Annotated in this window: 13 protein-coding genes, 1 pseudogene and 1 riboswitch; of the genes and pseudogenes, 7 read left to right on the top strand and 7 right to left on the bottom strand. The window is 70.2% G+C overall.

All coding sequences use genetic code 11. The features are described 5' to 3' along the window. Positions 1 to 393, top strand: a pseudogene (locus ABZ671_RS16770) (hypothetical protein); the annotation flags it as partial. A gap of 176 nt (positions 394 to 569) precedes the next feature. Here the strand turns inward: ABZ671_RS16770 and ABZ671_RS16765 are convergent. Then, the gene (locus tag ABZ671_RS16765; protein ID WP_357858074.1) at positions 570 to 1,505 is read right to left on the bottom strand and encodes a dihydrodipicolinate synthase family protein; all 936 of its coding nucleotides are present in this window, start codon (positions 1,503 to 1,505) and stop codon (positions 570 to 572) included. Between the two features lie 283 nt (positions 1,506 to 1,788). Between ABZ671_RS16765 and ABZ671_RS16760 the strand changes: the two genes are divergently transcribed. Further along, a complete protein-coding gene (locus ABZ671_RS16760) occupies positions 1,789 to 3,018 on the top strand; it encodes a helix-turn-helix domain-containing protein (RefSeq protein ID WP_357858071.1) in 1,230 nt (409 codons plus the stop codon). 398 nt (positions 3,019 to 3,416) lie between these two features. After that, positions 3,417 to 5,471, top strand: coding sequence for a M4 family metallopeptidase (locus ABZ671_RS16755; protein ID WP_357858068.1), 2,055 nt, complete (start codon positions 3,417 to 3,419; stop codon positions 5,469 to 5,471). A gap of 93 nt (positions 5,472 to 5,564) precedes the next feature. Here the strand turns inward: ABZ671_RS16755 and ABZ671_RS16750 are convergent, their stop codons facing one another. Continuing rightward, a complete protein-coding gene (locus ABZ671_RS16750; RefSeq protein WP_357858065.1) occupies positions 5,565 to 6,026 on the bottom strand; it encodes a YbaB/EbfC family DNA-binding protein in 462 nt (153 codons plus the stop codon). A gap of 80 nt (positions 6,027 to 6,106) precedes the next feature. Further along, positions 6,107 to 6,751, bottom strand: a complete 645-nt coding sequence (locus ABZ671_RS16745; protein ID WP_357858062.1) for a transglycosylase family protein — start codon at positions 6,749 to 6,751, stop codon at positions 6,107 to 6,109. Next, positions 6,751 to 6,923: riboswitch (cyclic di-AMP (ydaO/yuaA leader) on the bottom strand. It overlaps the preceding gene by 1 nt. Positions 6,924 to 7,091: 168 nt before the next feature. Here ABZ671_RS16745 and ABZ671_RS16740 point away from each other — a divergent pair. Beyond that, positions 7,092 to 8,120, top strand: a complete 1,029-nt coding sequence (locus ABZ671_RS16740) for a hypothetical protein (protein ID WP_357858059.1) — start codon at positions 7,092 to 7,094, stop codon at positions 8,118 to 8,120. A 58-nt stretch (positions 8,121 to 8,178) separates the two neighbouring features. Here ABZ671_RS16740 and htpG read toward each other — a convergent pair whose 3' ends face one another. The 3 genes from htpG to ABZ671_RS16725 form a co-directional block, all read right to left on the bottom strand. Continuing rightward, on the bottom strand, positions 8,179 to 10,071 hold the full coding sequence (gene htpG / locus ABZ671_RS16735) for a molecular chaperone HtpG (RefSeq protein ID WP_357858056.1): 1,893 nt from the start codon (positions 10,069 to 10,071) through the stop codon (positions 8,179 to 8,181). A 281-nt stretch (positions 10,072 to 10,352) separates the two neighbouring features. Beyond that, complete coding sequence (locus ABZ671_RS16730) at positions 10,353 to 10,604, bottom strand: flavin reductase (protein WP_357858053.1); 252 nt, start codon at positions 10,602 to 10,604, stop codon at positions 10,353 to 10,355. Continuing rightward, positions 10,601 to 10,918: a hypothetical protein gene (locus tag ABZ671_RS16725; RefSeq protein WP_357858050.1), complete on the bottom strand. Its 318-nt coding sequence runs from the start codon at positions 10,916 to 10,918 to the stop codon at positions 10,601 to 10,603. Before ABZ671_RS16725 ends, ABZ671_RS16730 begins: the two co-directional genes overlap by 4 nt. Before the next feature lie 344 nt (positions 10,919 to 11,262). On the opposite strand from ABZ671_RS16725, the gene ABZ671_RS16720 reads away from it, so the two are divergent. From ABZ671_RS16720 to ABZ671_RS16710, 3 genes are all read left to right on the top strand, one after another. Continuing rightward, complete coding sequence (locus ABZ671_RS16720; protein ID WP_357858048.1) at positions 11,263 to 12,030, top strand: Scr1 family TA system antitoxin-like transcriptional regulator; 768 nt, start codon at positions 11,263 to 11,265, stop codon at positions 12,028 to 12,030. Next, positions 12,021 to 12,212, top strand: a complete 192-nt coding sequence (locus tag ABZ671_RS16715; protein ID WP_357858045.1) for a DUF397 domain-containing protein — start codon at positions 12,021 to 12,023, stop codon at positions 12,210 to 12,212. Before ABZ671_RS16720 ends, ABZ671_RS16715 begins: the two co-directional genes overlap by 10 nt. A gap of 130 nt (positions 12,213 to 12,342) precedes the next feature. Then, entirely contained in the window at positions 12,343 to 13,650 is a 1,308-nt protein-coding gene (locus ABZ671_RS16710; RefSeq protein WP_357858042.1) for an MFS transporter, read from the top strand. Here the strand turns inward: ABZ671_RS16710 and ABZ671_RS16705 are convergent. Continuing rightward, a complete protein-coding gene (locus ABZ671_RS16705) occupies positions 13,575 to 14,372 on the bottom strand; it encodes a hypothetical protein (protein ID WP_357858039.1) in 798 nt (265 codons plus the stop codon). The two genes, ABZ671_RS16710 and ABZ671_RS16705, sit on opposite strands and share 76 nt — an antisense overlap.

Below are 14,372 nucleotides of genomic sequence, written 5' to 3'. Positions count from 1 at the left end.
GTCCCACCGTCACCGGGCCAGCCTAGACCTCGGACGGGAAGAGGTGCAGCCTCGGTTACCCGCCGGTCGCTTCACCCCGCTGCCGCGCGGCTCGCGCTGCTGGCCGCGCCGGGGCAGACCCCGGCGCGGCGGGCCGACCTCATCACCGGGACGCAGCGCCGGATGGACACGCTGGGCCTGCCGACGTACGCGGAGGCCTTCACCGAGGCCGATCGGGACCTGCTCGGCGGGCACGGATACGCCGAGCGGGCCGCCTTCCCGATCTCGAACGGCGCCATCGCCCATCCGATGTGGCGAACCTCGCCGTTCTGGACGGGCCGCCGTGGCGGCAACGCCGGCCGGCCGGCCGCGCTGAACCGCAGCGGCCGGCTGAACGGCTGGGCCCTGCGTTGAGCCGGGTCTGACGACGCCACAGCCGGGCCGGGGTGGCCTCCGCGCACGAGGCGGCCCCGGCTCCGGTCCGTCACCGCGATGGTGGGTCCCCCGCCGACGCCCATCCGGTGCCTTCGCTGATCCGCTGGCGACCAGGTCACCGTCGGCGACCCGGAGAACGGGGTGACCGGGACCGGCTATCCGCCGCGCCGGAGGCTCGACGAGCCCGGCGCCTGACCGCGCGGTGGCCCGTCGGCGGCCCGGAGCGCCCGCCGCAGGTCCCGATACACCCGGGCCTCGGTCTCGGGCGCCAACGGGCCACGGGGTGGCCGGCACGGGCCGCCGTACCGGCCGACCTGTCCCATCGCCAGTTTGACGGCCTGGACCGCCTCGGGTCGGGAGCCCCAGCTGAGCAGGGGATGCAGCTGGGCGTACAACGGCAGCGCCGCGGCCAGGTCGCGGGCGGCGCACAGCCGCTGCAGGCGCTGGCAGAGCCCGGGCAGGGCGTTGGGACAGTGCCCGATCCACCCGGTGGCACCGCATACGGTCAGTTCCAGCAGCACGTCGTCCGCCCCGACCAGCACGTCGAGGTGCGGGCACAGGTCGCGGACGCGGTGCAGCCAGCGCACGTCGCGTTCCCGTACCGCCACGACGCCGTCGGTCTCGGCGATGCGGGCGAGGAGGTCCGGCGTCAGGTCCACCGTGGTCTCGGTCGGGTCGCCGCACACCACCACCGGCAGCCCGACCGCGGCCACCTCACGGTAGTGGGCGACGACGGCGGCGGCGTCGCCCGGATAACCGACCGGTGGCGGCGCGAGCACCGCCTGCGCGCCCGCGGCCTGGGCCTGCTCGGCCCAACGCCGGGCCTGCCGGCTGCCGTACCCGCCGACGCCCGGCACCACCGCGCGGCCGTTCGGTACGGCCTCGACGGCGGCGCGGACCACGTCGGCGCGCTCACCGTCGGACAGGGACCGGTATTCCCCCAGCGGCCCGCACGGCGCCACGCCCTGGCAGCCCTCGTCGGTGAGCCACCGTACGTGCTCCTGCAGCCGGTCGTAGTCGACCGAGAGATCGGCCCGGAACGGCGTGGGAACGGCGACGATGACGCCCTGCCAGGGCCTGGTTACGGCCACGACGTTTCCCTTTCCGGACACTCCACTCATGGTGTGCCCAACCACGGCTCCCCTGGCCCGTCGGGCCGGCAATGGCACCACGTTAGGGGGGTGCACCCTCGCGGTCTTCCGACAGATGCCGAAACTGCCGAGGCTAATCGGAGTACGGATGTTGCGGTGCGGTTACGGGGATTGCGCCGCAGGCCCAACATCATCGAAGGTAGGCCAACCGTCCTACCAGCACATATCCAGTCCGATACAAGCGGTGAGATCCGCGCGGATCGGGCTGTTCCGGGAGCATCGCATGCGCATGGAACTGCAACGCATCGTCGACCGGATTGCGGCACGCGTGAAACGACCGGCTCTCATCGAGGACCGGCGTCAGCGGGTCGTCGTCTACAGCGAGCACACCGGGGTGATCGACGGGGTGCGCCGAAGCTCGATCCTGCGCCGGCACACCACCCCCGAGATGATCGCCTGGGCGCGTGATCTCGGGATCATGGAGGCCCGGCAGCCGGTGCGTACCCCGGCTTCCCCCGAGCTGGATCTCCTTCCCCGGGTGTGCGTGCCGATCCGGCACCAGGACCTGCTGCTGGGCTTTGTGTGGTTCATCGACGAGTCCGAGGGGATGACCGACGATGACATCTCGGTGGTGACCGAGGCGATGCCGGACCTGTCGCTTGCCCTCTACCGGGAGAACCTGCTCGGCGAGTTGACCTCGCAGCGGGAGGCGGAGGCCACCCGAACGCTGCTCGTCGAGTCCCCGGAGGCCCGGCGCGAGGCCGTCCGGTCGTTGCTGACCGACGGCCTGGTCGGCAGCGACGGCCAGGTCACCGCCCTGGTCGCCCATCTCGTCGCGACCCCGGACGACGTGCTCGACGACACGGCCCGGCTGGCCCTGGAGCACGCCCTGGTCGCCACTCGACAGTGGGTCGGGTCGCGCGAGACGCTGCATCTGGTGCGGCACGACCATGGGGTGCTGCTGCTCTGCGGGCGTCACGCCGGCCGAGGGCCCGCGGAGGAGGCCGCCGCGCACCTCGACCAGGCGCTGCGCGGGGCGGTCCGGGGGCTGGCGTCGATGGCGCGTACGGTCCTCGGCGTCGGCGACGCGCGGCCTCGCCTGTACGAGAGCCTGCTGTCGTACCAGGAGGCGTTCCAGGCCGCCCGGGTCGGCGTGCAACTGCCGGCCCTGGGTTCGATCGTCTACTGGTCCGACCTGGGCATCTACCGGCTGCTGTCCGGGGTCGACGCGCGGCACCTGGACGTCGCGCGGGTGCATCCGGGGTTGGGTCGGCTGCTCGGCGACGAGGCCCACCAGGTGCTGCTCGAAACCTTGGAGACCTACCTCGACCTGGCCGGCAACGCCCACGCCACGGCGGAGCGGCTGCGGCTGCACCGGACGACGCTCTACTACCGGCTGCAGCGGGTGGAGTTGCTCGCCGACACCGATCTGAAGGACGGCAACGAGCGGCTCTGCCTGCATCTGGCGCTGAAACTCGCCCGCCTGACCGGCCAGTACCAGCCCGGGCGGTAGCGGCGAACGGTCCGGACAGGTCAGGACTGATCGACATCTCGGCCGAGGGGCGAGTACGCGCCATCAGCCGACAGCGGCATTGGTCGTGTATCGGGCGACTGACCGTCCAGCGCCGAGAACATACGCCCTGATCAGCGGCTATTGAAGATCATGGTTCATATGATCGGGCGTGTTCGGACGGCGATCGACGGACGCCGGTGGGCCGGCTCACCCATTGCTCCGCGCCCGGGGGGCGTGTGATTGTGCACCAGCGAGTCCCCCGAACCCGGCGGCCTCGCACGGTCGGTCTGTCGAACCGGGGCCACGCCGGCAGCTCCGGAGACCAATCGTCGTCCTGCCTCACCACGCCGCGCATCCTGACCGGGCTCCGCGCGGCCTAGGAACAGGAGCACACCCCCGTGAAGCTCTCACCTCGCCTCGCCGCAGTCGCCGGCGCGGCCGCGGCCGGCCTGATCGCCGCCGGCACCGCCGCGGCCGTGCAGGCCGCGCCCTCCCACACTCCCAGCCCCAACGCCGCCCAGGCCCGTACGCTCGCCGCCAACTCGGCCAGCAAAATGGTCGCCGGGCGACCCGCCTACCTGCACGCCAGCGCCGACGACGCGTTCGTGCAGCAGGAGGTCATCTCCTCCGAGGGCACCCAGTACGTGCCCTACGAGCGCACCTACAAGGGCCTGCCGGTGGTCGGCGGCGACTTCGTGCTGGCCACCGACGCGGCCGGCAACCTGAAGTACGCCTCCGTCGCGCAGCAGCGGAGCATCGGCAACCTCGCCATCACCCCGATGCTGACCTCGACCGCCGCGGCGCAGACCGCGCGGGCCCAGCTCAAGACGGTCAGCGCCGTCGAGGGCACCAAACTTGTCGTCTACACGCTCGATGCCCAGCCGACCCTGGCCTGGGAGACCACGGTCCAGGGCACCGACGCCGACGGCCCGAGCCGCCTCACCGTCGACGTCGACGCCTCGACCGGCGCCGTCCTGCGTACGCAGGAGCACGTCATGCACGGCACCGGCACCGGCGCGTGGAACGGCCCGAGCCCGCTCACGCTCAACACCACGCTGTCGGGCAGCACGTACTCCATGAAGGACCCGACCATCACCAACCTGAGCTGCCAGGACGCCGCGAACAACACGACGTTCAGCAAGTCGACCGACGTGTGGGGCAACGGCACCGCCACCAACAAGGAGACCGGCTGCGTCGACGCGCTGTTCGCCGCGCAGACCGAGCACAAGATGCTGGCGCAGTGGCTCGGGCGTAACGGCGCCAACGGCAGCGGTGGTGCCTGGCCGATCCGGGTGGGCCTGAACGATCAGAACGCCTACTACGACGGCACCCAGGTCCAGATCGGCAAGAACACCGCCGGTCAGTGGATCGGCTCGCTCGACGTGGTCGCCCACGAGATCGGCCACGGCATCGACGACAAGACCCCGGGCGGCATCTCCGGCAGCGGCACCCAGGAGTTCGTCGCCGACACCTTCGGCGCGGCCACCGAGTGGTTCGCCAACGAGCCGGCCCCGTACGACACGCCGGACTTCCTGGTCGGCGAGATGGTCAACCTGGTCGGCAAGGGCCCGATCCGCAACATGTACAACCCGTCGGCGCTCGGCGACCCGAACTGCTACTCCAGCAGCATCCCGAGCACCGAGGTGCACAAGGCGGCCGGCCCGGGCAACCACTGGTTCTACCTGTTGGCCATGGGCAGCAACCCGACCAACGGCCAGCCGACCAGCCCCACCTGCAACAGCAGCTCGGTGACCGGCCTGGGCGTCCAGACCGCCATCAAGATCATGTACAACGCGATGCTGCTGAAGACCACGGGGTCGTCGTACCTGAAGTACCGCACCTGGACGCTGCAGGCGGCGAAGAACCTCTTCCCGACCAGCTGCACCGAGTTCAACACCGTCAAGGCCGCCTGGGACGCCGTCAGCGTGCCGGCGCAGTCCGGTGACCCGACCTGCTCCGGCAGCACCACCCCGCCGCCGACCACCACGCCGCCGACCGGGTCCTGCTCCGGCCAGCTGCTGGCCAACCCGGGCTTCGAGTCCGGCAACGTGAACTGGAGCGCCTCCTCCGGCGTCATCACCAGCTCCACCGGACAGGCGGCGCACAGCGGCTCGTGGAAGGCGTGGCTGGACGGCTACGGCAGCACGCACACCGACACCCTGTCCCAGTCGGTGACGATCCCCGCCGGCTGCCGGGCCACCCTCAGCTTCTGGCTGCACATCGACAGCGCGGAGACGACCACGACCAGCGCCTACGACAAGCTGACCGTGAAGGCGGGCAGCACCACCCTGGCCACCTACTCCAACCTCAACAAGGCCTCCGGCTACACGCAGAAGTCCTTCGACATCTCATCGTTGGCCGGCACGACCGCCACCATCTCGTTCACCGGCGTGGAGGACGTCATGCTGCAAACCTCCTTCGTCATCGACGACGCGGCGGTCACCCTCTCCTGATCAGGAACGAGACGGCCGGCCGTGGTACCTGCCACGGCCGGCCGCCTCGTCTCCTCGAGCGGCGGCCCTCCGGGCGCCGCGAGGCCGCCCGCATCAGCCTGGGCCGTCCGCCCGCACGGCCGCCTCGCCGCTACGGTTGAGCCGCGCCACCACGTCCTCCATCGCCCGGCTGAACAGCTCCATCTGCCGCACCGACTGATCCTGCAGCCCGCCGAGCCGCGCGGCCAGAGCATCGACGTCGGCTCGCGCCGAGGCGCTGACCTGGGCGTCGAGGTCGGCAAGAGCCGCGTTGACGGCCACCACGACATGCCCGCAGACCGCCTCCATCCCCGCCTCGGCCAACTCCGGGTCGACCACGACGGACTCGAGCCGGCCACCCTGGACGACCACGGCCCGAACCTGGCCGCCGGCCGCGACGCCCTCGGCGCGGAGCAGCTGCGCCGGGTCGCCGTCGACCTGATCAGCGGCCCGCGAACGCATCGCGGACAGCGCCTGCTGGGTCCTGGTGAGCAGTTCGTCGAGGCTCGCGGCCGCGGTGAACGGATCGTTGGTCATAGCCGCGCTTTCTTCACGTCTTTCCGGAGCACCGTGACCATAGCAACCGGACCCGAGGGCAGTTTCCACCCCTGATGCCGTCAGCGCAGCCGCAGCCGCTGACCCGGGAAGATCAAGCCCGGGTCGCGGCCGACCACCCGCCTGTTGCGCTCGTACAGCGGGTGCCAGCCGCCGGCGAGGTCACGGTCCTCGGCGATCTCGGACAGGGTGTCACCGTTCTTGACCACATAGGTGTCGGCACCGACGGCACTGGGCGCGGCACGCCGATGGCTGCGGGTCGCCGGCCGGTCGCGGCGCGACACCGGCTCGCTGGTCGCGATCCTCGCCGGTTTCCGGCTCGCGGACACCGACGTGGGCTTCGTCGAGCCGCCCTTCCTGCCGCAGACCGGCCAGGCGCCGATGCCCTGCCTGGCGAGGACCTTTCCGGCGATGGCGATCTGCGCGGTGCGGCTGGCCAGGTCGGCCCGGCTGGCGTACGCCTGCCCGCCGTAGCCGTTCCAGGTGCCCTTCGAGAACTGGAGGCCGCCGTAGTAGCCGTTGCCGGTGTTGATGTGCCAGTTCCCGCCGGACTCGCACTGCGCGATGGCGTCCCAGTTCACGCTGGACGCACTCGCGGCCGAGCCCGGCGTGAGGAGGGCGGCGGCGCCGGCGACGACGACAAGCGCCTCGGCAGCGATCCGGCGCCGGGTGTTACCTCTGTGAGGTACGACGTGTTCAGTTGCCATGTGGGTCTCCTCCACGCCGACGAGGTGAGCTGTCGGGTTCGGGCCGAGGAGCCCGGCCGCCGGGTGGCGGCTTCACCCCGAGGTGTCGAGCACCGAGAAACGTGTGGGTCCCCCGCTCCCGCCTGAGGTCCAGGTACCACGACCCGGCGGCGGGATTAGGCGTTGCCGGCCCGTGATGTCCGCGATCGCGAACGCACCCGACGATAAGCGATTTGCGGCAAACGCCCACTTGATGCGAATTTCTTCACTCGGCCGGGCGAGGGCTCCGCCACACCGACCAGACTTCACATTTGCGCAGGTCAGAGCGGTCGAGCTACCGTCTGCCACAGAGGTGATGGCAATGACTGTGATCTATGTTGACCTCTCTCATGCGGATTGGGATCGCGTCCAGGGCAAGTTCAACTGGCCGGCCGTCCTCAAGGCCACCTCTCCCGTCTTGTGCCTTCGGGTCACCTACGGCGACCCGAAGGGCTTCAACCCGCCCAGCCGCCACGCCCTCGACATGGCGCGCGGCGCGGCCCAGGCGGGCTTCGACACGATCGGTGGCTACCACAACCTGATCAAGGGCGATCAGGCCAGCACCAACCGGCAGGTCGACTACCTGCGCCGCAGCCTCGACGACATCGGCGCGGTCTGGGCGATGGTCGACGCCGAGCGTTACCCGGAGTTGGTCGCCAACGGACTGTGGCCCCGCTGGACCGACATCCGCCGGTTCGTGGACCGCTGGAACGCGGTCGACCACCGACTGCTGACCGGCTACCTTCCGAAGTGGTTCTGGGAGGGCAACCTCGGCCGCCCCGACCTGCGGGTGCTCGACATGGCCCTGGTCGCCAGCAACTACGGCAGCAACCCCACCGGCGCGCCGGGCGCCGTGTACGCGAAAGCAGGTGGGGACAGCGGCCCGGGCTGGGCCGCGTACGGCGGGGTGAACCCGTCGATCTGGCAGTACGGGTCGAACATCGCCTGCCCCGGCGCCTCCAGGACGACCGACTGCAACGCCTACCGCGGCACGCTCGCCCAACTGCGGGCCCTGTTGACGAAGGACGACACCATGACCCCCGCCCAATTCCTCGCGATCCTGAAGGACCCCACCGTCGCCGCCCAGATGCGCGCGCTGCCCTGGCAGTACGTCGGTGGCGGCATCCCCACCGGCATGTCGACGTTGGGCGTGCTCAACAACCTCTATCAGACCGCCCATGCCGCGCCGACCGCCACCGAGATCGCGGCGGCGGTCGTGGAGGCCCTCGGCGGGGAGTCCCCGGCCGATGCCGCCGCCGCGATCGTCGCCGCGATCGGCAAGGACAAGGCCGCAGCCCTCGCCGCGGCCCTCACCGCGGCCACCCAGCAGACCGCCAGCGCACCCGGGTGACGACGGGCCGCCTGCGCCGGCCGCGGCGTGACTGCCGCGGCCGGCGGAAGAGCGGGTGCTACAGCGTACGGGCGAGCCGGTCGGCGAGGATCCGGGTGAACCGCGACGGGTCGGCCAGTTCGCCGCCCTCGGCGAGCAGCGCCATCCCGTACAGCAGCTCGGCCGTCTCGGTCAGGGCGGCGGCGTCGCCGCCCTGCTCGTGCGCCTTGCGCAGCCCGGTGACCAGCGGGTGGGTCGGGTTGAGCTCGAGGATCCGCTTGACCTGCGGCACCTCCTGCCCCATCGCCCGATACATCTTCTCCAGCGTCGGCGTCATGTCGTGCGCGTCGCCGACCACGCAGGCCGGCGAGGTGGTGAGCCGGGAGGAGAGCCGCACCTCCTTGACGCTGTCGGCGAGCGCGCCGCTCATCCAGGTGAGCAGGTCGGCGTATTCCTTGCGCTCGGCCTCGGTCTTCTCCTTCTCCTCCTCGGTCTCCAGGTCGACCTGGCCCTTGGCCACCGAGCGGAGGGTCTTTCCGTCGAAGGCGCCGACCCGCTCGACCCAGACCTCGTCGACCGGGTCGGTGAGGATCAGCACCTCGTAGCCCTTGGCGCGGAACGCCTCCAGGTGCGGGGAGTTCTCGATGGTGGCCCGGGACTCACCGGTGGCGTAGTAGATCTCGGACTGGCCGTCCTTCATCCGCTCGACGTAGTCGCGCAGGGTGGTCAGCTCGGCCGGGTCGTGGGTGGAGGCGGCCCGGACCAGGTCGAGCAGCGCCTCGGTGTTGTCGGTGTCCTCCAGCAGCCCCTCCTTGACCACCGCGCCGAACTCCGCCCAGAACGTGCGGTAGGACTCGGCCGACATGTCCTTGAGGGTGGCGAGGACCTTCTTGACCAGGCGGCGACGGACCGCGCTGATCTGCCGGTCCTGCTGGAGGATCTCCCGGGAGATGTTCAGCGACAGGTCGTGCGCGTCCACCACGCCCTTGACGAAGCGCAGATAGTTGGGCATCAGCGCGTCACAGTCGTCCATGATGAACACGCGCTTGACATAGAGCTGCACCCCGCGCCGGCCATGCGGGGAGAAGAGATCGAGCGGGGCGTGCGACGGCAGGAACAGCAGGGCCTCGTACTCGAAGGTGCCCTCGCCCCGCATGTGGATGATCTCCAGCGGGTCGGCCCAGTCATGCGCGACGTGCCGGTAGAACTCCTTGTACTCGGCCTCGTCGACCTCGTCGCGGGAGCGGGCCCAGAGCGCCTTCATCGAGTTGAGCGTCTGCTCCTCGCGGGTGGTGACGCCGTCCTCGCCCGACCGTTCGACGGTCATCCGGATCGGCCAGGCGATGAAGTCCGAGTAGCGCTTGACGATCTCCCGGATCGTCCACTCGGCCGTGTAGTCGTGCAGGTTGTCCTCGTCGTCGGCGGCCTTGAGGTGCAGGGTGACCGAGGTGCCCTGCGGCGCCTCGTCGACCGACTCCACCGAGTAGGTGCCCTCGCCGGTGGACTCCCAGCGGGTGCCGCCGTCCTGCCCGGCGCGGCGGGTCAGCAGGGTCACCTTGTCGGCCACCATGAAGGTGGCGTAGAACCCGACACCGAACTGGCCGATCAGCTCCTGAGAGGCGGCGGCGTCCTTCGCCTCGCGCAGCTTGCTCAGCAGTTCCGCGGTGCCGGACTTGGCGATCGTGCCGATCAGCCCGACCACCTCGTCGCGGGACATGCCGACGCCGTTGTCCCGCACGGTCAGCGTGCGGGCCTCCTTGTCGACCTCGATCTCGATGTGCAGGTCGGCGGTGTCGACCGTGAGATCCTTGTCGACCAGCGACTCCAGCCGCAGCTTGTCCAGCGCGTCGGACGCGTTCGAGATCAGTTCACGCAGGAAGACATCCTTGTTCGAGTAGATCGAGTGAACCATCAGCTGCAGCAGCTGACGGGCCTCGGCCTGGAACTCCAACGTCTCGACCTGGTCGCTCACACCGACTCCCTTCCACTTTGCGGGCCTTCCGGCGGAAAGGATACGAGGCGTGTCCACCCGGCCACGGCAGGGTGGCGGCGGACGCCCGCCCGTAACCGGTCAGTCTTGATTACTGAGGGTAGTGCGCGCCGTTTGAAGTACGGGTGATAGTGATATGCCTCTGGGGCATAAACATGCCTCAGAGGCATATCGGTCTCGAGTAATGTGCCCCCTCGCTCGCGACACGCCCGGACCGGCTCGGAGTCGGTCAGCAGCGGTGGCCCGCCCCGCCGCCGGGGCGGCTAGCCGCGGGGTCTCGCCCAGCCGAGGAAGCGGTCATGCAAGCCCGCCAGTGCGGTGCCGCCGCCCAGCTCGGCGAGTTGGACGGCGGCCTCAGCCTGGAGACTCGCCAGGTAGATCAGCAGGCTGGCCCGCTGGCCGCGATACTCAGCGAGCAGGCGCAGCTTCGCGGCCGAACAGGGCCAGGCGATGCCGCACGCCTGGCAACGCCAGGTCGGCCGCGACGGAAGATGCTCGGGCCGGCGACGACTCAACGCAACCTCAGCGCCACGGCGCGCGCCTCCTCGTCCGTCAGCGGCAGGAACCACAGGAAGCGCCGTACGATCTCGGGCGGTTGAGGGCCGCCCGGCCGCCCGCGTAGGTCCCGGATCGCCTGGCGGGTCAGCCGCGTGAACTCCGGCAGGAGATCCGCCCGCCGAGCCGCGTCCATCGGTGCCGCCGTCCACGCCGGGCACGGCCAGTCCGCGCCGCAGCCGTCACAGACCCACTCCGGCGCGGCGGTCGAATGCGCGGCGAGCAACGTGCGCCCCGGCGCGGACGGCATCCCGAGGCCAGGTCCGCGGTTCACTCGGCCGGGACCACGGTACGGCGGGATCAGCGGCCCAATCGGCCCTGGGACGAACGGTTTTGCCGGAGGGACGTCCGGAGTTGCCGGCGGTACGTCCGGCTTCGGGACGGGCACCGGCGGCTGCGGTTGCTCTTTCTCCCTCGGCACGTCTCCCCCTTCAAGGTCAATTCGACGGGGGCCGCCCCAGAGTGCTCGCCCGTGGACGGCCCCCACGGGACGCGGCCGCCGGGCTTCGCCTCCACCGGCCACGCCGTCTACGAAGAACCCTGCCAAGGGTTGCCAGGCAATCACACTCCGCTAGAGGATGGCTTACAGACGTTCAGTTTGTTCTAAGGAGAGGTGCCATGAACCACGCGTTCGTCGCCGCGCTGGCCGAGGCGGGCGAGACCGCCGAGAGCCTGGCGGGTCAGCTCGGGGTGGATCCGAAAACAGCGGCACGCTGGGCGAATCCCGGGCGAATCCCGCAGTCGCGGCATCGCGCCGACGTCGCCGCGCTCCTCGGCAAGGATGTCGCCGACCTCTGGCCGGACGTCCTCAAGCGACGCGAGCCGGCCTGGTTCCGACCGTGGTCCGATATCGAACGCGAGTCAGTGACCCTGCGGTGCTTTGAGCTGTCCTGGGTACCCGGCCTTCTTCAGACCGAGGGCTACGCGCGGGCGACCCTCGCGGGCGAGGCGCTGACGGCCGACGAGGTGGATCGACTGGTCTCCGCCCGGATCGGGCGACAGTCCGTCCTGCGGCGCGAGCGCTCGCCGCTGCTGATCGCAGTGCTGGACGAGGGCGTCCTGTGGCGGACGGCCGGCGGCGACGCCGAGATGATGCGGGAGCAGTGCGAATATCTGGTGGAGTGTGCGAGGTTGCCGTCCGTTCAGGTTCACGTCGTGCCGGCAGCCACCGGCATGTACTGCGGCCTGGGTGGGCCCTTCGTCATGGCCGATCTTTCGGACGGCTCTCGGGCCGCACACGTGGACGGGCAGGTCGAAGCACTCATCACAGAGGACAGGGCGAAAATTGCTACCCTGGATCGACGCTGGGCGCGTATCACTGGAGAGGCGCTTCCCCGAGCGCAGTCCCTGGACCTCATCAAGAAGGCGGCGGCATCATGGACCTGACCCGCGCGCGTTGGCGCAAGAGCACGAAAAGCGGGAACAACGGCGGCAACTGCGTCGAGGTCGCCGACAACCTGCCCGGCGTCGTCGGCGTACGCGACTCCAAGGACCCAACCGGCCCGCTCCTCACCTTCGAGCCGTCGACGTGGCGGGCGTTCGTCGCCCAGGTCGCCAAGCCATCCTGACAACCACGGGGCCCGCAACCCGCGTAGGGTGACGGCCGGGCCCCCGCATGCCCTGCCGATCTCACGGCTACCCCCGGAATCACCGGGCGACGTACACCCGCATCATGTCGTTCCGTCAGGAGCAGTTCGCGTGAGCGAACCAACGATGTCGCCCAACCGTCCGGTCGCGTTCCGCCGTTTCTGGCAGGCATACGCCGTCAGCGCGGTCGGCAGTGGTGTCGGCGCGGGCGCGCTCCCGCTCATCGCGATTCTCGTCCTGCACGCGGGTGCCTTTGAGGTATCCACACTGGCGGCGATCGGCGCGGTTTCCAGCGCCGTCATTTCCGTTCCGTTGGGGTCGCTCATCGACGCGCGCGACAAGCGCCGGGTGATGGTCGTCAGCAACGCCGTCCGGTTCGCCGCGCTGGCAACGATTCCGGTCGCGATCGTCGCTGACGCCCTGACCTTCGCGCAGCTGTGCGGCGTAGCGATCGTCCAGACCACCGGCACCATCGCGTACAACGCGGCGGGTTTCGCATACGTCAAGGCGGTGGTGCCGGCCGAACAGCGGACCTCCGCCAACGCCAGGATCGATTCGGTCAACTGGATCACCCAGTCTGCCGGCCCACCCGCTGGTGGAGCCCTCATCGCAGCTACGACGCCGTTCGCAACAGTGGTCATAGACTCGCTGAGCTACCTCGCCTCCGCCCTCCTGCTGCGCCGAATCCCGGCAGCAGCACCCATCGCGGCGCAGACGGTTGGCCGCGAACGCGCAAGGCTCCTTGGCGGATGGCAGTGGATCTTCCGCGAGCCAACGCTTCGGATGCTGTACATCAATGCGATGCTTTTCGGCGGCGCCATCATGTGGAGCAGCCCACTGCTGGCCGTCCTGGTACTGCAACAGATGCAGGCAACACCTCTCGAATACGGCCTCGTGCTCGGCGTACCGTGCCTCGGCGGCCTGCTCGGCGCCGTGCTCTCATCAGGGGTAGTAGCGAGGTTCGGGCAGCGCCGCGCGTTGCTCGTGCTTGGACTGTCACGCGTCCCCTGGCCTCTCGCCGTGCCGTTCGCCGGATCCGGCACGGTGGGAATCGCGGTTATCACGGCCTCAAATTTCCTGCTCTTGACCTCCGCAGGTCTGTTCAATCCGGTGTTCGCGACGTATCGCATGGAGGCGACACCCGACCATCTCATGGCCCGCGTCGGCGCCGCGTGGTCGGTGAGTTCCAAGTCCGTCCAGCCCGCCTTCATCACCGTCGGCGGGATCGTCGCCGCCACGACCTCGATACGGCTCTCGCTCGTCGTCGCAGCGGCGCTGTGTCTGCTCAGCGGGGTATTCCTCCCGTACGGCGCTTTGCCGTGCGCCCGCCGGGTGGTGCGGCGTCAGCGGATGCGGCCGCCCGCAGTGATTAACCACTCCCCGGTCTCCCAGTCCGTCGGGCCACCTTCGATGCGGTAGCACAGGTCGAATCGGATGCTCACCTCCGGCCACCAGGGGTGATCGACCGGGACCACGCGGAAGATCTCATCGAGGCCGGGGAAGGTAATCCCCTCGGGCTCGGGAAAGAGCAGCTCCAACTCCGACCGCGTCAGGTCGGTCCAGAGCGCGAACTGCCACTCGGTGCGCGTCCGCCAATCCTCGTAGACCAGCTCGAACCGCGGCTCGCGGCCCACCACGAAGTCGCGAATGTCGCCGCGCAGCTCGTCGGAGGTCGACGGGAGGATGAACGGCCACTCCTCGCCGGTGGGATAGCGGTACAGGGTGGAGGTCGAGGCGAGAGTCAGCAGAAGGTCGCGCCATTGTTCGGGTGAGGTGGTACGGCCGGGCAGGTTCACGCCGGTGTGGTCGACCCGCCGGACGTGCCCGGCGAGCCTACGGGTCAGCTCCACCAGGTCCACCGTGGGCCGCACGTCGGACAGCACGTCGCCCTCGACACCGAGGTACAGGCCAGTGTCGAAGGCGACCGCCGGCGTGGGCGTGTCGGCCAGCTCGAAGATCGTCAGCGGACGGGCACCCGCCGGCCGGGGCGGGGTGAGGGTCAGCCGATCCACCGCCCCGCCCGACGCGCCGACGGAGTCGGCGTACCCCACGGCGGCGAGCAGGGTGCGCAGCTGGCCGAGGAAGGCGGCCGATTCCGGCGTCCTCGGCAGGCGGAAGGCGATCTCGGTGAGGCGATCCAT

This window comes from Micromonospora sp. NPDC006766 (genome assembly GCF_040636055.1).
Lineage (GTDB): Bacteria > Actinomycetota > Actinomycetes > Mycobacteriales > Micromonosporaceae > Micromonospora.
Note: the sequence above shows the minus strand (reverse complement) of the source record. Positions and strands in the feature narration are given on the sequence as shown.